The organism is Rhizobium sp. 2YAF20, from assembly GCF_052114685.1.
Lineage (GTDB): Bacteria > Pseudomonadota > Alphaproteobacteria > Rhizobiales > Rhizobiaceae > Rhizobium.
Window position 1 is genome coordinate 197,526 of sequence record NZ_JBFRFF010000003.1, and the last position, 18,204, is coordinate 215,729.

Sequence of the window (18,204 nt, forward strand, 5' to 3'; positions counted from 1 at the left end):
GCTGAAAAGCGCGCCGTTTTTTGTTGGCTATTTGTCTGAAGCTGTGGCCGATATCCGCCTGTCGATCACGCAGACATTGCCTCGTCCTGCCGGGAGGAAAGATCGACCGCTGCAAAGGCGGCGGCGATAACCTCGGGCCCTGCCCCGGGCTTGCCGGCGTCCGTGGAAAGGATCTGGCGGTAGCGCCGGGCGCCGGGCATGCCGGTGAAAAGGCCGACCATATGCCGCGCGACATGATTGAGCCTGCCGCCGCCGGCAATGTGCCGCTCGGCATAGGCCATCATGACATCGCGCAGCCGATCCCAGTCCGGCGCGCTCTCTAGACGTCCGTAGAAGCGATGATCGACGTCTGTGAGAAGCGCCGCGTTCTGATAGGAGGCACGGCCGAGCATGACGCCGTCGACATAGGTCAAATGATCCGCCGCCTCGTCAAGCGTTTGAATACCGCCATTGATGCCGATGAAAACATCGGGAAAGCGTTGCTTCATGCGATAGACGATTTCGTAGTCGAGTGGCGGGATATCGCGGTTTTCCTTGGGCGACAGACCCTTGAGCCAGGCCTTGCGCGCATGGATCCAGATTGCATCTGCGCCGGCATCGAGCACGCGGCTCATGAGCTCAGGCAGAGCCTGCTCAGGATCCTGCTCGTCAACGCCGATGCGGCACTTCACGGTGACCGGAACCTTGGCCACGGCCTTCATCGCAGTGACGCTTGCAGCCACCACCGCCGGCGTCAGCATCAGGCAGGCGCCGAAGGTTCCCGACTGGACGCGATCCGAGGGACAGCCGACATTGAGGTTGATCTCGTCGTAGCGGTAGGGCTCCGCGATGCGAACCGCCTCGCTAAGTTTCGCCGGATCGGAACCTCCGAGTTGCAGCGCCACGGGATGTTCCGATACGTCATGGCCGAGCAGCCGGTCGCGCGGACCATGGATGATTGCATCCGCCACCACCATTTCGGTATAGAGAAGTGCCTCGCTACTGATCTGCCGATGGAAATATCGGCAATGACGATCGGTCCAGTCGATCATAGGGGCGACGGCTAATAATTTAGCCTTTGATTTCAAAGCTTCTTCGTACAAATTCAATCGCTTACGGCCAATGTCAGGTGTCACGTTTTGTCAGACTTTTGCTAGCTATTGCAGGCTTTTTCATAGTCACGTACAACAATGTCGTACTAATATAGAGGAATGTTGTACCGATGGGCACTATTACCGCGCGCAAGCGCAAGGATGGAACGACGGGTTATACAGCGCAAATCCTTCGAAAAAAAGGTGGCGCCATCGTTTTGCGGGAAGCCAAGACCTTCGACAAGAAACGCGAGGCTGAGGCATGGATACGATTCCGGGAAGGCGAGTTGGACCGACCGGGCGCGCTTGAGCGAGCCGCCTCGCCGTCAACAACGCTGGCCGATGCCATCGACAGGTACACCAAGGAGAAAACAGAGATCGGACGTACGAAGGCTCAAGTCTTAAAGTCGATCAAGGATCATGCCATCGCCGACCTAGATTGCGCGAAGATAAGAAGCGACGATATCGTGTCTTTTGCTCAAGAACTCTTGGCCGGTGATCGCCAGCCGCAAACCGTGGGCAACTATATCAGCCACCTCGCCGCCATCTTCCGAATTGCCAGACCAGCGTGGGGGATGAAACTCGACGAGGCCGCAATGCGCGACGCTCAAATCGTGCTGCGAAGCCTTGAGACTATATCGAAGTCATCAAGCCGAGATAGGCGTCCTACCCTGGCGGAGCTTGACCTTATCATGCAGCACTTCCTCGACAGGTCGAACCGCAGTGCGTTGGCTGCACCCATGCACAAGATTGTAGCCTTCGCTCTTTACTCGACACGAAGGCAGGAAGAAATCACCCGTATCGCGTGGAGTGATTTGGACGCCACCCATAGTCGCGTTCTCGTCCGCGATATGAAACATCCCGGCCAAAAGAAGGGCAACGACGTTTGGGTGGAATTGCCTCCCGAGGCGCTCCGCATCATCGAGTCGATGCCGCGGACTGACGATGAGATTTTCCCGTATCAGACGGACGCAATCTCTGCCGCCTTTACGAGAGCCTGCCAATTCTTGGAGATCAACGACCTGCACTTCCACGATTTGCGCCACGAAGGCGTTTCCCGTCTGTTTGAAATGGGAAGGACGATACCCTTGGCGGCAAGCGTCAGCGGCCACAGGTCATGGAATAGCTTGAAGCGGTATAGTCACCTGAGAGAAGCGGGCGATAAGTTTGGCGGATGGAAATGGCTGGATATCGTGTCCCCCGCCTAGTCAGGCACGGACACACCTTGACAAATTTGTCAAATGGACATACAAGGATTATTCAGCAGCACACACCCACAGCGGTATCATATACCCGATGTCAAATATCTACAGAATGGGAGATTCTATGTCAAGCAAAAAATTCACGACGCCTGAAGCAGCCTCTTATATCGGCAAGTCCGCTAGTTGGCTTAACAAAACACGTTTGACCGGAGTCGGCCCCGTTTACCTGAAAATAGGCGGTAGCGTTCGATACGACGCATCTGACCTAGATGCATGGCTGGCCGGTATGAGGCGAACGGCCGTTTACGACTTCGCCAATGATAACGTACGCAGCGCCATCCGAGTGGCAGCATGAGACGAACGTCCCTGCCCTGCCGCCAGCCTAAATTGGCCTGACGCGATAACCGCGCTGGCCGCTTAACCACCAAATAGGAGGACGCCTTGCGCATCCCTGAAATGCAACCCGTAGCCGATCGCGGCAGCGGGCACGTGAGAGCTATTGCCAATTTCGATCTGCAGCTAACCGACGAGGTCCGCCTATACGGACTGCGCCTTATGCAGGCAGCCGACGGCAATAGGTTCGTGTACGCGCCGCAAGCGGGCTCTCGGCGCTCTGCAACGTTCGCCAGACCGCTCGCCGAGCAGATCACCGCGATGGCATCAGAACTTTACGAAGGGGCAGTTACAGCCGATGGCCAAACTAAAACCGCAGCTTAAAGAGACGCCATCTAGAGACAGTTTGGAGTCTCGGATTTTCGGGATCTACGATCGCCTCTGGGAACATGGTCACTGCAGCGCCGACGTCGTGTTGGCACCAGCCAAGCCGGATGGCGAGCCGGACTGGGAGAACGCCGACCCAGCGAATGTTTCTAGCCTGCCGCACGATTTGTGGCCGGATGATTCGAATGATGAGAAGCGCGCCTGTGTCATCGTCAGCAATATAGACGGCTGCGATCCGGAATCATCGTTTATTGTGACACTTCACCATGAGACCGGCATCCCCGGCATGTTTCAAATCCACGGCCCTAGCATCGACCGCGACGTCGCTGACAGCATTGTCGGGCGCGATCTAGGCAACCGACCGCCACCGAAGCCGCCGTCCGCCTTGGCTGCGTCCATGGAGAAGCTCACCGAGAGCCTGCGCAAGCCCGTTGCGGCCAACGACAACACCCCTGCCGCCAGCAGCAACACCGTGCTATCCGACCTTGCCGCCGAACGTGCGGCCCATCGCAAGGCGCATCCGCTCGTAGAGTTGCCGGAACTGCCTGCCGTGTTTCCATCGGCTTGGCAAGGCGCGCCCATCCCGGATCGCCAGTGGTGGCTTTCGGGCATGGTGCCGATGAAAACCGTAACGATGCTCTCCGGCGACGGCGGCTTGGGCAAGTCCTTGATTGCTATCCAATGGGGCGTGGCATCCGCTATTGGTGCCGAGACCGTGGGTCTAGTGCCGGCAAAGGGTCGAGTTTTATACGTTGCCGCGGAAGACGAGCTTGACGAATTTCACCGACGGATCGCAGACACGCTGAAGGAACATGACGCCGCGTTCGACGACTTGGCCGGAGACTTCCTTTTGATACCTCTGGCCGATCGAGATGCTACGCTCGCCGCGCCGGATAAGTCGGGCGCCATGGTCGCGACTCCATTGATGACCGCGCTCATTGAGAAAATCTGCGAATTCCAGCCGCAGATGATTGTCCTGGACACGAGCGCCGATCTTTACGGCGGCGACGAAATCAAGCGGCCGCAGGTTCGGCAGTTCATTTCAATGCTGCGCCAGATTGCCATTAAACTGGACTGCGCCGTTTTGCTTCTGAGCCATCCTTCCGTTTCCGGCATGGAGAAAGGCACCGGCACGTCCGGCTCTACGGCGTGGAATAACAGCGTTAGAAGCCGGCTGTATCTCACATCGGAAACCGGCGAAGGCGCTGATCCAGATGGGCGCGTGCTTTCCGTCATGAAGGCTAACTATGGAGCCAAGGGCAACGCTCTCAAAATACGATGGAGGGATGGCGTCTTTATCCAGAACGATGGCAGGCCGTCCCCTGGCAACGCCCTCATTGCAGCTAAGGCCGAGCGCGTACTCCGCGAACTGCTTTCCGCCATCAATAGGACAGGAGAGCGGGTCGCGAAGACGAAGGGCTTGAACTACGCACCGAAGATCATGGCGGAGCATCCGGACGCCGACGGTGTGACCGTGAAGCAGTTCGAAGCTGCCATGCAGCGCTTGCTGGCTGCTGGCGATATCAAGATTGTGTTCGAAGGTCCGCCGTCTAAGCAACGGCAGCGGCTCATTCTAACGGCGGAGGACTTCGGGCCGCAGGACTAATGTGCAATATTTTGTACATTTCCACCCCCCCTTCCACCCCCCTACCACCCCTGTTCCACCCCCTGTTCCTTCCACCCCCCATACCCCCCGACAGGGTGGAACACCCTTGGAAGGGCTGGAACCCTTCCGGTTGTTCCATCCTTGAAACTAGAAGCGAGCCGCCGCATGAACCTAGCCGCCGACCTTCTAGACATCGCCGACCGGCTAGCCCGGTTGGCGCCAAGCCACCGCGACCCGCATCGCTTTCATGAGGACAAAAGCGAGTTGGTCGCCGACATACGGCGGCTGGCAACTTCTGGAATATTTTCCCGAAGTGCAGCCAACGACAACGCATCGGCCAACTTGGCCATTGCGTCCAACAGGAGGACCGCATGAATCCGCAAGCACGCAAGAACATCCGGCAAGCATTTCCGTCCATCGTCCACGGCTCGCGAGAGTGGGAAGTCACGCAGGCTGCGGCGGAATGGGTAAATGTCGCAACGGTTGCGACAATTGACCAAACCCTCGCCGACCTCGGCCTTCTAGAAATCGCCCACAGCGCCCTTGTGGCTGGCTTGCCGCTTGAAGACTGCGGACAGGCCGGACCATACGGCACAGCTAGCCAGCAACGCGCCTGGGCGGCAGGACGCCTTGTCGCGGCGTGCGATGCCATATGGTTCGCTGGCCGTCTTGCCATGGAACGAGACCTTGCCGTCCGCAAGATCCAGCGTCTCGAGCGGCAGGCTGAATTGTTGCGCGCCGAGACGCGGGCCGCGGCCAGGTTCAAGGACATCAAGGTGCCGTTTCGCAAGCCGCGGGTTGGGTCGGTCGATTGGGGCGCGGATGCTTAAGAACCGACGGCGCCGACGGTTCACCAAAATCATTGAAGAATTTCGATTTGCGTAAATGGTTTCTCGCGAAAACGTCCGTTTCTGCCATTTCGCAGAGTATACTTATGAGAGGGTAGGAAATTAATAGCGCCTAATCTACATTATTGTTGTGAGCTGCTGCGTACTCTTATGAAGGGGGTGCGCAGTTCCAGACGAGAATTTCGCCTCCATTGATTTTCTTACCAAATTAGACTTGGCGTTTATAGAACGGCACTTTCGCGAGTCCCAAACGGTCTCAAGTTGGTAATAGGTGAGAACACATTGATTTTAGCCGCTCCGCAAGGGCGGCTTTTTCTTTCCCTTGGCCGTTGCGTGCTGCCGGCTGCGGGAACGCCGCCCTGTCGTTTTCCTCAAATGCGACAGGGCGGCACAAATTCTTACCAAAACATCAACCTCAAATTCAAAGGAATCCAAATGGCTACGGCGCTTCAAGCCTGCGTTGCGCTCGATGAAGCGCTGCGACTACCACCGAAAACGGCACTCTGGCACGCCCGACGCCTTCGGGCTGCCGGGATAATACCGTCCAGCCAAGGTCGGCCGGAGCAGGTCGGCGCCGCTGACATAGCCAAGATCCTCATAGCTATCGTGACGAGCTCGACAGTCGTTATGGATTATTTCCGAATGCCTTGTTCGGCTGGCGGCGCTTCCTTTGGCGAGACGCTGGCCAACTTCATCGAGCGGCCAAATGACATTTTCGACATTATTCTCGATGCCAACGCGCCAGCCGCGACGCTCGTCTATCGTGCGGCTGATCACGGAATCCAAACATTGTCGTTTGAAGCGCGAGAACGTCGGCCACGGCCTGCACTCGAGAAGCAGATCCGACTTGGTCCGGAAATCCTCATTCATCTCGCTGCCGCAATCAAATCGGCGCCCGAAGTGCGTGCTGGCCGTCGACCGCTACGCGAGCGCTACCGGACCTACGAAACCACCACCCAATTTTAGGAAATCAAATGAAACAGAAGACAATCGTCCGCAGCCTCGAGGACGCTGATCCATCCTACGCGGCCGCGAAGGCGCTGCTCGCCAAGTTGCGCGCCAGCCTTTCGGCCATTGATCTGGAAGATGACCAACTCCGGTTTCGTCTCTCGAATCGCAAGACCGGCGCCGAGAAAACAAACCGTGTCGCTGCGCTTCTTGGCGAGGAAGTCGATGACGACAACGCTGCTCCTGACGGCGTCAGCGCCCGCCTGAAGGCGATAGCGTCGGAACGCGTAGACCTTCGCGCAGCAATCGAGATCGCGCAGCAACGGCTTGCAACGGTGCGCCACGCGGCAAGCAAGACAATCTGCACCGAGATCAAATCAGACTATTCGGCACACGTCAGAGCCGTGGCTGATACGTTGATCGCCGCCCATAAGGCGCACGCCGATTTGTTGGAATTGACCGAGCAGTTGAACGACAGGGACATCGCTTGGACCGGCAGCCTGCCGCCAATGCACGCGCACGCAATTTTTGGTCATGACAGTGGTCGTATTACCGGCTGGCTGCATGACGCCGCAAGCGCTCGCCTTATCGACAAAAAGACAATTCCTGCGGAGCTCGCTCGATGACTGAACGATCAATCCAGAAACCTACCGGCCAGGTCGAACGCGCCGTTGCGGTCAGCGCAAAATCGAAGCCATCCGTGCGGTTGAACGGCAAAGAATTCGAGTACGCGGCGGAAAGCTTCAATCCCAAGACCATGGCAAAGGTTCTCTCCGACCGCATTGCCAAGCGCGAGGTTGTCAATGACTGAACGCGAAACGCGGTCTGTACCGCTCGAGGCCCCGAAGACAGGCCGCACGCTGACGGGCTATGCTGCCCTGTTCGGTTCGCCAACCAACATTGGCGGGATGTTCATTGAGCAGATCGCTTATGGAGCCTTCACTCGCGCACTGTCCGGCGACGTACATGCCGTGCTGAACCACGACTTTGGCCGTGTCATTGGGCGAACCACTTCCGGCACGTTGCGGCTGAAGCAGAACGCTAAAGGTCTGCTCGTCGAGATTGATCTGCCTGACGCACCTGACGGCCAAACCGCCCTCGAGTTGGTGAAGCGACGTGACCTGACCGGCATGAGCTTCTCCTTCGTGCCGGTGGTAGAGGAATGGGATGATAGCGGCGATCTACCTGTCAGAACATTGCGAGAAGTCGAGCTGTTCGAGGTGTCGATCGTGGCCCGCCCCGCCTATGCGGACACTTCGATCGCGCTGCGTACGCTCGAGCGTCACCAGGCGAAGGGCATTGGCGCCGTCGGCGCGACAAGGGCACGCATGCGGCTGGAGCTCAAGCTCCGCGAGCGCGGGCTCATCGGCAAGCGTTAGGCATCGATCACGCAACCTACAAACATCGATGCAACCCTAGGGAGGGGTGCCTCAGATCGCGAAAACGACCCCTTCAAGGGACCGGCGGTTCCCAAAAGTAAACACAAGCACCACCCCGGTTAGTTCCGTGAACTCTGGCCTGCGAAAAACAAGGATAATGAGGCTCATATGGCCGACACTTATAAGATTCCGCCGCACCTTCGATCTGAAACGCGAAAGTGGGCACGTGGAATTCTGGCTGATTTTGACCTGGAATCACACCATTTTCGCCAGTTAGTTAAGACTTGTGAGGCGTGGGATCGGTCCGAACAGGCGCGCGAAATGCTACTCGAGGACGGCCTTACCGTCGTCGACAGGTACGGCACGAAGAAAGCGCACCCATGCGTTGGCATTGAGCGAGACGCGAGGACTGCATTTTTCCGCGGCCTGCGTGAATTGGCGCTTGACGTGCCTGGGCCTGACTCGCCGCGCGCTCCCCGCACAGCTGATTATGGAAACCAGCGCTAATGCCAGTCAGAAAAATTGCTAAATCCAAACGCCGCCAAACGACCTCAGACGCCTGGCTCGCTTGGGCCACAGGGGAACACGTTGAACAAAGCGACCCGCGTTGGGAGGAATACGTTGGCTTCGAATACTTCCTCACTGACGACGAAATCGCCGCCTTGTGGAAGGCGGACGGTCATCGTGTGATTGCCAAATGGGTCGAAAGTAGTCCCGGCACGCGGCCGCATCTTTGGTGGTTGCACGATGCGCCGGAAGATCGACAAAGGCTATCCGGATCTGGGCCGTTGAATACTCATCCTTTGAGGCGGAATGGCGTGCCACGCATGATCGTTACGGGTGGCGTCCCGGCCGTCTACGAAAGCCAAGCCGCCTATCTCGAACGGCGCGGCCTGTTTCTTCCTGGCGAACGCAAGCGCATTTCGGCAGCCGATCTCGAGCCTGAAGTGCTGCGCTAAAGCACTCTGCTCATTTGAGTATCAGATTCTTTTTCCAGTAGGCCGTATTGCCTCGGTGATACACCATCCGGTGATCGCACTTCGGGCATTTTGGCCTCATGGCATTGACCGCAAGAGAAATGCCAAGGGTCATTACTCCTTTGACCGCGTTCTCTACAGCAATGTGGATTTTGGTAGGAATGCCGTCGGTGCAGCAGTCACAGGTCTTGCAGAATCCTTCGGCAGGCTTGTTCATGTCTGGCCTTGTGTTGACGAGTTTCCCGGCAATCAATCGCTGTGATTCGCGCCAAACGCGCAAGTACTCAGCTCGCTTCTCGCGTCCATAGAGGCGCGTCTCAACCTTCAAGGAAAATTCATGGCCAACCTAACCGCCCTCACGGGTCGCGAGGCTACTGCGCATGGCTGACAATGCAGACGACCTGATTATCAGCATTAGCACCGACACGACCACCATAAAACGCGCATTGACCAAGCTGGTCGGCGACGTTGACGCGGCATCAAGCCAAATCAGCCGCAAGTTCGACAGCGTTGGCAAAAGCCTAGATAATTCAGTGACAACGGCTCTTCAAGCCCGCGTTAACGCTATTGTCGGAATTGGCACTCAGGGCGCCAGAGAGTGGAACGGAGCGCTTGCCGACCAGGGCAAGCAGCTTGATCAGTTGCGCGCCAAGTACAACCCGCTCTTTGCGACGATCACGCAGTATAAGGCTGCGCAGGGCAACATCAAGACCCTGCTCGCCAGCGGCGCCATCGGCAACGATGAGTACGCCGCGGCGATGTCTCGCCAACGGCAGGCTACGCTTGCAACTATCGCATCCATCAAGGGGCAGGGCGTCGCTTTAGGAGAGTCTGTCGCAGGGCACGAAGCCCTGGCGGTAGCCGGAAAACTAAGCACGACGCAGCAAATGGCGTTGATGCATGCGACCAGAAGCATGGTTGAACAGCTCGCGCTGGGGATATCTCCAACGCAGGCACTTGTCGGCCAGATGAGCCACCTATCCTACGTCGCAAGCGGCGAAGGTGGCGTTATGGGCGCGTTGAAGGCTATTGGCTCTAGCGCCCTTGGCCTTGTGGAATCGTTCCCGGCCGTAACGCTGGCTATCGGCGCTGCTGCTGCGGCTGGCGGCCTGTACTATGCCGCGACGCATGCAAGCAGCGATCGGTCGGAAGAGGACCTGCAAAAGCAGATTGATCTGATCAAAGGCGTTGCCGCTCAATGGGGCGACGCGACGCCTGCACTATCAGCATACATTGCCCAGTTGGACCGTGCTAAAGAAGTCTCTGACCTGCTTGAGGCGGGCCATGCGGCTGGTGATCTGGGCTTCGACAAGCTTCGAGACGACGTCAAGGACGTTAATGCCGAAATGGCCGATCTTGTTACCAAGATCACCACTTCCGGCAGCACCGATTCCCTCGACGCTCTTGAGACGGCATGGAAGAAAGTCAACGATGCCATTACGGACGGCAGAGACGCTACCGGTGCCGTCAAGGAGGTGCAGGACGCGCTTGCCGCGGCGCTGGCCCAGACCGGCATTCCGGACATTACTGCGTTTGGCGAGAAGTTTGAAAAGCTGGCAGATCAGATTGCCGCAGCTTCAAAACAGGCGGTAATCTTCAATGCCGAAGCCATTGCGGCCATTGCCGGCGGATCGAATGTTCAGGATATCGTCAGCGGCAATACCTTCAAGGCCGCCGGCCGATCGTTTCAGACATCGACCTTCCTGCCAGAGAACGGCCCGACACCTGAGAAGCGCCCTAACATCGAGCTCGAGGGCTTGCCAGGCGACGATGCCGCGGCAAAGAAAGCCGCAACGGCCGCCGAGCAGCTTAAGAAAAAACAAGACGAACTCATTCGAACGGCCGGCGACCGCATCGAAAAAATGCAGCAGGAAATCGACTTATCCGGCAAATACGGGGTAGCGGTCGATGCGGCTCGCTTTGCTCTCGACGAACTGCAGAAGGCTGAAAAGCTTTCGCTCGATGACGACCAAAAGAAGGCCCTCCAAGCCAAAATAGACCAGTACACGAAGCTCGCCGGGGTTCTTGCGCAGGCGAAACTTAGCGCCGACCTGGCCGACCACGAGCGACTGGCGGCGATGTCGCCTCAGCAGCAGAAGATCGTGCAGATGCAGCGCCAGTTCGGCCTCCCGGAAGATGTTAATTCCGCCAGTGGCAAGCAAATCGCATCAAGCCTTCAGCGCGACGACGCTCGGGACGCAGCAAAGGTATTCGCGACTGGCTTTCGCGACAACGTCATCAAAGACGGCGGCAACATCGGAAAGGCGTTCGCTGAGAGCGTGAAGTCAACATTTCTCGAAGCCATCTGCGGTGAGCTCTGGACGTTCGAAATTACAGAAAAGGGAGCAATCCATTGAGTGCATATATATCAATTCTCACGCCCGAGGCTTGCTTCCTCTTCACGGATGCGGCGGCCTACGACTCATCTGGCGTGATCCAAAAATTCGCCCGAAAAGTCAGGACGGCGAAGGCGGCGCCGTTCGCCGTGACGTCCCGCGGCAATCAATTTCTTGGCGACAAGCTTCAGGCAGTTTTCTGCGATATCGTCGATCTGCACGGTGTCGACGGCTTCCTCGACGGTGGACTTCCGGAGCTTCTGGCGGGCATGAAGGCGGATTGGTTTCGGGACGTTGCCAGCGGGCACGGTGCCGTCGAAGTCCATTTCAGCGCCTGGTCGGAAAGCCGTGGGCCGGTTCACGCATCCTTCCAGACGGTCGAGATGGCTAATCGACCAAGCATTATCCCATTTGAGCTTGCCGTGCTCGAGCCAGTATCTGTCGGTGGGCCGCCGCCATCGCAGATGGCTTTGGCTGGCCTGCGTCCGAAGACAGAGAGCGAATCTTTGGCGGAATACTGCGCCTATCTCGGCGTCGCGCTCATGCAGATGATGAGGGACGAGCCGGCTGAAATGTCCTTTCAAAGTGACGACGACCCAACCCGCTTTCACCTCGTTGGCGGCCACGTCGACATGACTGTGATCACACCCGACGGCACCACTGTCGATCGAGTCCACACGTGGCCGGACCAGGTCGGCGTGCCGATCGCCGCCTAACCACACACTTCACACCCACATCACAGCCCGCCTTGAGCGGGCTTTTTCAATGGAAACTCAATGCCACAAACTGCAGCAAACATCTGGGCCGATGGTCCTGTCTCTATGCCTACTCAGCCTTCCAAGCCAGATATCCGCGCATGGGGCACTTGGGTAGAGTCGTTCATAAACGGAGCCGGCGCGACAGTCTCTCGCGTCTACAACACTTTGGCAACAATGATTGCCGACGCATTGGCGAATACACCTACGGAAAATGCCCAACTTGGGTGGGTGATCAATGACCCGATTACTGCCAATAACGGGGTTTATCAATGGTTCGGCGCTTTGCATACGTGGAACCGCATTGGAGACCTGCCGTACAGTTTCATCGTTGCGTCGGATGTAGGGGCTGGAACGCCGAGCGCGATTCTGGCCACTTCATCGATTCCAGTCAGCGGGTCGGCGTTTGTCGTCACAAACATAGCCGACACCAACGATGTTTCCCCCGTCACTATTTCATTCAATGGCGGGCCGGTTCTCACTGTAAAAACCAACAGTGGAAATGATATAGCTGCTGGCGGCTTGACGTCTGGAATGTTGATTGCGGGCTTTAGACAGGGATCAACATTCCGACTGATTAGCGATCAGGTTAGCAGCGCAATCGTTGCCGCAGCAGAGGCGGCAGCAGCAGCTTCGGCAACTTCTGCCGCCGCAGCCGCCGCGGCAGTTGCATCCGTTAGTCTGCCGGTCGTTACAACGGCAGATGCCGGGTCGCTTCTGCAAGTCGGCCTGGACGGTCTTTATCATAAAGCTGGCGATATCGCTGCCGATACGGACTTTTATGTAAACCAAGGCGGGCGCGTCGGCCGAGTGAGCAACCGTCTTTTCGTTGGTGATGCTGTAAAGCATACCGGTCAGCAGATCACGGCAAGCTCCGACTGGTTGACGAATTTTGAGCTTTCGGTCGGTCGGACTGGCGGCAAAATCCAGCTAACTAATTTTGCTGTCACGAATGGCGCGAACTCCCAAGATGTGATTGCAGAGGTAATCGCCGCTCAAACGAAATACATCACCTTGACCGGCCTCAACGCCATTGCCGGTGTGGACATTGCCGTCAACAATAACAATACAGTGGCTCTCAGTGCTTATGCGCGATACGGCGAAGCCTACCGCGCGGCAGGTGCGGTCGGTGGCGCTTACGGCATTGAATACGATACAATCAACTATGCGTCAGCCGTGTTCATCGACCCCTATTTTCAGGACATCGGACAGACTGTCGGGGTCCAACTAGCCTTCGGTGGCGAACTTAGCCCAACAGGTCAATTCCCAGCGTCTGCAGCCGTCAATATCCGAAACAACGGTACGACATGTCTTCACGGCATCATCTTTGGCAACGATGCTATTTGGGGAACGAACGGGAATGACGGAAACACCGGAATTGCCGTGAGTATGGCCGAAGGCCATAAGATATCCTACTATTTCGGTCACAATAATATTTCGTGGGAACTGTGGGCTGAAAATAATCAATCAGGCGACGGCGACTATAACATTAAGAGCAACGGAACCGGCTCCCTTAAGGTTGACCGGTTCATAGAAACAATCGGGAATACGTGGACTGCTTACACCCCAGTTGTTGCAGCTGGTTCAGGTGCACTGACATCGTACACAGCGGCCGGCCGTTATATCCGACGGGGTAAGAGCGTATATGGGACTATTTCTATTACTATAACAAATAACGGAACTGGCGCCTCTTTAATTAGCGCCACGTTGCCTTTAACTCCCGGAGCATCAACTCTGGGCGGAATAGCATCGGGGCGGTCGACTGTTTCAGGAAAAATGTTGCAGGGTCTTATTTCTCCGGGCGTTGGAACCATGAACATTTTCAACTATGACAACACTTACCCCGCCTCTACCGGAAACGTTTTGAACTTGTCATTTTGCTACGAGTTGGCGTGATGGCTAGGGCGGCTTCGGCCGCCCTAATCCTCAGTTGAAGTTAGACGCCAAACGACGCTATTTGATTCATCTTCTATCCGAACAATTTGGCATCCAGTCTTTTGGATAGAAAGCGCATTGGAGGCAATCGCCCAACGGTGGATTTCCTCCGACGTCAGCCTGACTTCTTGAACGACACTATCTGAATAAAAGACCCGGTAAGTTGCGGGCGTGAGATGAAGTGGCCTCTTTGGCGGCCATTTATCTGCGGCTTCCAACGCTTTTTTGAGACGCCGTCTCTCGACCCACGGAAGACCCTGAATCCAATCCGATACTTTGAAAATCAGCCACCAGCCTGCGGCGAAGACGAGCAGGCCCTTGGCTATTCCCCACATGTTGCCTCCGACAAATCCAGATTACTGGGCGGCTTCGGCCGCCCTATCCCTTATTTTACGATCGGGTCTCCAGGGCCAGACGATCCGGGGAATTGCCAGCCCATTATGGTGATGGAAGACACTACTGCAGCAATTAACTCAGCGGCATGTCTCTGAAGTTGGGTCAGAAAAGCATCATCCACCAACGTATCGAATGCCTCTCCGCTTTTTGTGAAATAACGCAGCTCACAAAATCCATCTGGATTTGGAGCGCCCCAAGCACCGTGGCATATTGCATTTCTTAGCTTGGATGCGGCCTTCAAGTTACTGATAAGATCATCCGGATTCGCTAGCTTAGAGTCTGCATGATTTCGAACTGCACTGCCATACTGGTCAATCAATGACCCTAACGTGTCAGAAAGAGCCCGCTCCAGCTTCGGAATCCACGCCTCGAAGACCTCCGCAATCTCCGATTCAGGATACCGCCTTGTGGCCGTCAACGCAAAAATAGCTCGAGCAAGACAATCTTCCAGCAATCCGAAGGTTGCCACGGTTCTTCCGAGATGCTCCCAAAAAGTCGCTTTCTGACGGTGCGTTGGAAATAATTTCGGAAGATTGGCGACATCAACTATGTAGCCGGTGTTCATCTGCATATCGTTCATTGCGAGCCCTTCATGGCCGTTGAAAAGGAATCGAATGACTATAACCAAAGAGTTAGAACAAGACGAAAGCCGTCAAACAGCCGAATTGTCTACTTCAGATCTCATATTACTTAAGGCAAATTCTGTGGCCGTAGCAAAGTTACCAACTGAGAGACTTATTCTGGTTCGCCAATACCCAACGCAGATCGATGCTTCGAAAAAAAGCGTGCCACTGTGAAGGAGCAATGAACTTCATTCTTCCGCCGCCGGCATCCCAGACTACGCACGCCGCTCCCGCTAAACCCGCGGAGTGGGCGGCCACCTCGATTTCGCGAACGGTAGCTTGCTGCTGATCGCTCGACTTTGAATCAAAACTCCGATCAAGCGCAGCAATGATCATATCCTGACCCTGCTCTCGGACATGTGCAATTTCTAGTTTTGTCATCCCCGCACCTCTTCTTGTTGAACGCAGAGGTTGTCACGAATAAACGCGTTGGTCTACCGTGCGGTGACATATGACTGTGGATGACCCCAGTTGGGTGCCTAAAGGTATTGCATGATCCCGCCCGCCACGGCGGGCAGTGAGTTGCGGGCGGCTGCTTGTTACAGCTTCGCAGGAGCCACAGGAAACGCACCCGCGCCCTTATACGGCTTTCCCGCAGGCGTATATTTCGGCTGCGTCACCGGAGCATGTTGCGGCGGCAGAGGGACTCGGCGCCACCCGCTCATGGTCATACACTGCTGAACGAACTGGTCAGCGCGAATGGCGTTTCCGATCGCGTTGCCGAGTTGCGCGCCTGCCACGTAGCTCGTGCTCCCGTATGCGAAAACGCCTTGCTGCGTGCCTGAAGACATCATTTGGCATTGAGCCTGGGCCATTTCCATGTTGGGCGGATTGGGGATAATCGGAACGTAAGTGTAGTTCGTCGCGCACGACGATAGACCGGCGGCGCAGAGTGCCGCAGCAATGATTTTCCTCACGAGATGATCCCCAGTTTCCCCTTGCGAAAACGTGTAATCATCTCTCGTTTAAATGGCAACTCGGATTCACTTCGGCGCCAAAGAGTTGTGTATTTACGTTAATGGCGCGGGGAGGTTCTTTTCGGCCTATGAGGCGTGGAGTTACCGTCAAGAGCGCCTATCTGGAACTGGCCTCGACGCGATCAATCAAAGCGAGCATAGTCTTCATGGTTGCGAGGTGAGCGCGGAAATGCGCAATATATTCGCCCGTCGCTAGCTCGGGATCAGCCTGAGGAATATTAGGGTCGAGCCCGATGACCTTGATTTGTCCGCGTTCTAACTGCTCGAGATGTATCAAAGCCTCCTGGATTTCGAAGGTGAGGTCGTTGCGCTGATACTGCAGCTCGTCCGACAAATCATTTTGCATTTGTTCCCTTAGTCTCCAGGCTTGACGGCGGCGCGCAGGCGAACTCCGCCATCGATGAATTCGACTTTCATTTCCTCGAGGACGCGCAATACAGCTGCAACGTTGTTCTTCATTCCTTCAAGGGCGCCTTTGCTCGCTTCCATACGCCTCAACGTCGGCGCTGAAATATCTGCGGCTTTGGCAAGTTCAACTTGGCCAAGACCGACGAGGGCGCGCGCAGCAGCAAGCTGCTTGCCGGTAACCTGATTAATTTCGCTCACTGTAATTAAAATCGCTTGACGCGTTCCCTGTTGATGGTATTAGTTATCGTATTGAGCGAAATTAATCAACACGAGGAGCCCACAATGACCACGCACCGTTCCATCGGCAACGCCGAAAGAAGCTTACTTCCACGCGGCCTCATCGCCAGACGACCCGTGCCAGGCTCGCAACGCCGGCCCTATTACGACCGCTGGAACTTCCAAGTTGGCGATACAGTGACCATCGGTCCAATGACTGGCGTTATCGTGGAAAGAAGGCGTACCGGGCTTGGGAGCCAGGTATTCTACGTCGCCGTGCTCGGCGAGAGTTATGGCCGGCCGCTTCGCATGATGATGCCCGAGGCGCTAACGCGTGGCCCGGCGCCCATCACCGCGGCCCAAGATCTCGAGGCAAAGAGTATTGTAGCCGCGAACGAAGAATGGCTGCCGCCGCGCATGACGCGAGCGCAGCGAGCTGCATGCATGCGGGGTCACACTCCCCTAATTTAATCCGAGGCAGCCATGAAGACCTACGTCCGTCGCTATTATGTGTTGATGCTCTTCCAGAAGCAGGGCGGTCGATGCTGCTACTGCGATCGGTTCGTCACAATCAGCCACCTGCGGCGCGATCAGAACAAGCCGGACGTTGCCACACTTGAGCACCTGATCACTGGACGCCGCCACGGGTGGACCCGTCCAGACAATTTGGCCATGGCCTGCCGCGAGTGCAATGGAATGCGTGGTTCAGCCATGGATTGGCTGACCTTCAAGTCTTGGCGCCGCGGAGAGTTTTACGAGTTTCTTGAGTGCGGTCGGTCGCCCGACGATCGGTAGGAATACCAAGCGCCTCACCAGCGCCACCACCACGAGGAGACCAGGCCGCCGGCGCGAATGCCGGCGGTTCCTTTGTGCCATAAAACTGGCAGATTGACGCGCGAGAACCTCTTGCTAAAGTTGCAGGCCGTCGTTAGGTCTATGTGACTGGGGTTGGGGAACATCCATGAAGAAGATAGCTATACTGGCGGCGGCTTTGCTCGCTGGCGCGGGCTCGGTCTGTGCCAAGGATCCTTCAGTTGCTGATTTTCTGGAGCAGCTAAATACTGACAGCCGCATTCAGAATTATCTCGGAGGCGCTGGTACAGCATGGTTTTGGAGCAACTTAGAACTCAAACGGCGCGGGCTGCCTCCCTTTTTCTGCCAGCCAAAGAACCTTGCGATCAATCAGCAGAACTACATCCAGATGCTTCAGGATTTCGTAAAACACCATCCGAACGACCTAGCGGAAAGCTATGTCGCCTGGCCAGATCTACTTCTTCAAAGTTTGGTTGAGGCATTCCCCTGCCCCGGAGCAAAGCCATGAGAGCAGTCCTCCTTCTAATCGCCCTACTAGCCAGCGGAAGCGCAGCTTATGCCGGGGACATCGACACCATCGCGGACTTTCTGAAGGCCGCCCACAATAACCCGCAGGTTCTTGATGAAGTTATCGTATCTGGGAAGACCTGGGGCATAGCAAACGCGCAACTCGCGGACAGGAAAATGCCAATGTTCTACTGTCAGCCGGAACGACTATCGATTACGCGTGATCAATACCTACAGATCATGGACGAAATGGTGATCACTTATCCCAAGTTAGGTGCCTTGAATTGGAGCGGCTGGCCAAACCTTCTTCTGACTGGCCTAGAACGAACCTTTCCCTGCCCCAAGGCATAGCAAACACGACGGTTGGTTTTGTTCTCCGTCGATTCCGGGTCGGTACGACGAGAGGTACAACATGGCCTCTACTCGCCCTATAACATGGGACGATCAGTCCAGTCGATCATGGGGGCGACGGCTAAGATCTTGCCGTT

General features: G+C 56.4%; 24 protein-coding genes. 17 read left to right on the forward strand and 7 right to left on the reverse strand.

Annotated features, from left to right (window positions below; translation table 11 throughout):
* Positions 1 to 65: 65 nt before the first annotated feature.
* Positions 66 to 1,067, reverse strand: a complete 1,002-nt coding sequence (dusA, locus tag AB4Z52_RS06960) for a tRNA dihydrouridine(20/20a) synthase DusA (RefSeq protein ID WP_442217175.1) — start codon at positions 1,065 to 1,067, stop codon at positions 66 to 68.
* A gap of 134 nt (positions 1,068 to 1,201) precedes the next feature.
* Between dusA and AB4Z52_RS06965 the strand changes: the two genes are divergently transcribed.
* The 10 genes from AB4Z52_RS06965 to AB4Z52_RS07010 all read left to right on the forward strand — a co-directional run bounded on the left by AB4Z52_RS06965 (position 1,202) and on the right by AB4Z52_RS07010 (position 8,732).
* Positions 1,202 to 2,278, forward strand: coding sequence for a tyrosine-type recombinase/integrase (locus AB4Z52_RS06965; RefSeq protein WP_442217176.1), 1,077 nt, complete (start codon positions 1,202 to 1,204; stop codon positions 2,276 to 2,278).
* A 118-nt stretch (positions 2,279 to 2,396) separates the two neighbouring features.
* Positions 2,397 to 2,627 (forward strand): helix-turn-helix transcriptional regulator, encoded by a 231-nt coding sequence (locus AB4Z52_RS06970; RefSeq protein ID WP_442217177.1) that lies wholly within the window; start codon positions 2,397 to 2,399, stop codon positions 2,625 to 2,627.
* An 86-nt stretch (positions 2,628 to 2,713) separates the two neighbouring features.
* Positions 2,714 to 2,989, forward strand: a complete 276-nt coding sequence (locus AB4Z52_RS06975) for a hypothetical protein (RefSeq protein ID WP_442217178.1) — start codon at positions 2,714 to 2,716, stop codon at positions 2,987 to 2,989.
* A gap of 22 nt (positions 2,990 to 3,011) precedes the next feature.
* Complete coding sequence (locus AB4Z52_RS06980) at positions 3,012 to 4,598, forward strand: AAA family ATPase (protein ID WP_442217179.1); 1,587 nt, start codon at positions 3,012 to 3,014, stop codon at positions 4,596 to 4,598.
* Positions 4,599 to 4,969: 371 nt separating this feature from the next.
* The gene (locus AB4Z52_RS06985; protein WP_442217180.1) at positions 4,970 to 5,428 is read left to right on the forward strand and encodes a hypothetical protein; all 459 of its coding nucleotides are present in this window, start codon (positions 4,970 to 4,972) and stop codon (positions 5,426 to 5,428) included.
* Between the two features lie 453 nt (positions 5,429 to 5,881).
* Positions 5,882 to 6,412 (forward strand): hypothetical protein, encoded by a 531-nt coding sequence (locus tag AB4Z52_RS06990; protein WP_442217181.1) that lies wholly within the window; start codon positions 5,882 to 5,884, stop codon positions 6,410 to 6,412.
* An 8-nt stretch (positions 6,413 to 6,420) separates the two neighbouring features.
* A complete protein-coding gene (locus tag AB4Z52_RS06995; protein ID WP_442217182.1) occupies positions 6,421 to 7,020 on the forward strand; it encodes a hypothetical protein in 600 nt (199 codons plus the stop codon).
* On the forward strand, positions 7,017 to 7,205 hold the full coding sequence (locus AB4Z52_RS07000) for a hypothetical protein (protein ID WP_442217183.1): 189 nt from the start codon (positions 7,017 to 7,019) through the stop codon (positions 7,203 to 7,205). Before AB4Z52_RS06995 ends, AB4Z52_RS07000 begins: the two co-directional genes overlap by 4 nt.
* Positions 7,198 to 7,773 carry an HK97 family phage prohead protease gene (locus tag AB4Z52_RS07005; protein WP_442217184.1) on the forward strand — a complete coding sequence of 192 codons (576 nt, stop codon included), beginning with the start codon at positions 7,198 to 7,200 and terminating at the stop codon, positions 7,771 to 7,773. Before AB4Z52_RS07000 ends, AB4Z52_RS07005 begins: the two co-directional genes overlap by 8 nt.
* Positions 7,774 to 8,591: 818 nt before the next feature.
* Positions 8,592 to 8,732, forward strand: coding sequence for a hypothetical protein (locus AB4Z52_RS07010; protein WP_442217185.1), 141 nt, complete (start codon positions 8,592 to 8,594; stop codon positions 8,730 to 8,732).
* A gap of 10 nt (positions 8,733 to 8,742) precedes the next feature.
* Here the strand turns inward: AB4Z52_RS07010 and AB4Z52_RS07015 are convergent, their stop codons facing one another.
* Entirely contained in the window at positions 8,743 to 9,078 is a 336-nt protein-coding gene (locus tag AB4Z52_RS07015; RefSeq protein WP_442217186.1) for a hypothetical protein, read from the reverse strand.
* Between the two features lie 52 nt (positions 9,079 to 9,130).
* Here AB4Z52_RS07015 and AB4Z52_RS07020 point away from each other — a divergent pair, with 52 nt between their 5' ends.
* The 3 genes from AB4Z52_RS07020 to AB4Z52_RS07030 are packed head-to-tail and all read left to right on the forward strand — an operon-like array spanning position 9,131 to position 13,737.
* Positions 9,131 to 11,107, forward strand: coding sequence for a hypothetical protein (locus AB4Z52_RS07020; RefSeq protein ID WP_442217187.1), 1,977 nt, complete (start codon positions 9,131 to 9,133; stop codon positions 11,105 to 11,107).
* Entirely contained in the window at positions 11,104 to 11,802 is a 699-nt protein-coding gene (locus tag AB4Z52_RS07025; RefSeq protein ID WP_442217188.1) for a hypothetical protein, read from the forward strand. Before AB4Z52_RS07020 ends, AB4Z52_RS07025 begins: the two co-directional genes overlap by 4 nt.
* A 60-nt stretch (positions 11,803 to 11,862) precedes the next feature.
* The gene (locus tag AB4Z52_RS07030) at positions 11,863 to 13,737 is read left to right on the forward strand and encodes a hypothetical protein (protein ID WP_442217189.1); all 1,875 of its coding nucleotides are present in this window, start codon (positions 11,863 to 11,865) and stop codon (positions 13,735 to 13,737) included.
* Between the two features lie 23 nt (positions 13,738 to 13,760).
* Here AB4Z52_RS07030 and AB4Z52_RS07035 read toward each other — a convergent pair whose 3' ends face one another.
* From AB4Z52_RS07035 to AB4Z52_RS07055, 5 genes are all read right to left on the reverse strand, one after another.
* A complete protein-coding gene (locus tag AB4Z52_RS07035; protein ID WP_442217190.1) occupies positions 13,761 to 14,111 on the reverse strand; it encodes a hypothetical protein in 351 nt (116 codons plus the stop codon).
* 50 nt (positions 14,112 to 14,161) lie between these two features.
* Complete coding sequence (locus tag AB4Z52_RS07040; protein ID WP_442217191.1) at positions 14,162 to 14,752, reverse strand: hypothetical protein; 591 nt, start codon at positions 14,750 to 14,752, stop codon at positions 14,162 to 14,164.
* A 139-nt stretch (positions 14,753 to 14,891) separates the two neighbouring features.
* Entirely contained in the window at positions 14,892 to 15,176 is a 285-nt protein-coding gene (locus AB4Z52_RS07045; protein ID WP_442217192.1) for a hypothetical protein, read from the reverse strand.
* Between the two features lie 693 nt (positions 15,177 to 15,869).
* Positions 15,870 to 16,118 carry a hypothetical protein gene (locus tag AB4Z52_RS07050; protein ID WP_442217193.1) on the reverse strand — a complete coding sequence of 83 codons (249 nt, stop codon included), beginning with the start codon at positions 16,116 to 16,118 and terminating at the stop codon, positions 15,870 to 15,872.
* A gap of 8 nt (positions 16,119 to 16,126) precedes the next feature.
* Positions 16,127 to 16,378, reverse strand: a complete 252-nt coding sequence (locus tag AB4Z52_RS07055) for a transcriptional regulator (RefSeq protein ID WP_442217194.1) — start codon at positions 16,376 to 16,378, stop codon at positions 16,127 to 16,129.
* Positions 16,379 to 16,462: 84 nt separating this feature from the next.
* Here AB4Z52_RS07055 and AB4Z52_RS07060 point away from each other — a divergent pair, with 84 nt between their 5' ends.
* From AB4Z52_RS07060 to AB4Z52_RS07075, 4 genes are all read left to right on the forward strand, one after another.
* Positions 16,463 to 16,867, forward strand: coding sequence for a hypothetical protein (locus tag AB4Z52_RS07060; RefSeq protein WP_442217195.1), 405 nt, complete (start codon positions 16,463 to 16,465; stop codon positions 16,865 to 16,867).
* Positions 16,868 to 16,879: 12 nt separating this feature from the next.
* Positions 16,880 to 17,191 (forward strand): HNH endonuclease, encoded by a 312-nt coding sequence (locus AB4Z52_RS07065; protein ID WP_442217196.1) that lies wholly within the window; start codon positions 16,880 to 16,882, stop codon positions 17,189 to 17,191.
* 166 nt (positions 17,192 to 17,357) lie between these two features.
* On the forward strand, positions 17,358 to 17,717 hold the full coding sequence (locus AB4Z52_RS07070) for a hypothetical protein (protein WP_442217197.1): 360 nt from the start codon (positions 17,358 to 17,360) through the stop codon (positions 17,715 to 17,717).
* Entirely contained in the window at positions 17,714 to 18,067 is a 354-nt protein-coding gene (locus tag AB4Z52_RS07075; protein ID WP_442217198.1) for a hypothetical protein, read from the forward strand. Before AB4Z52_RS07070 ends, AB4Z52_RS07075 begins: the two co-directional genes overlap by 4 nt.
* The last annotated feature ends 137 nt before the right edge of the window (positions 18,068 to 18,204 follow it).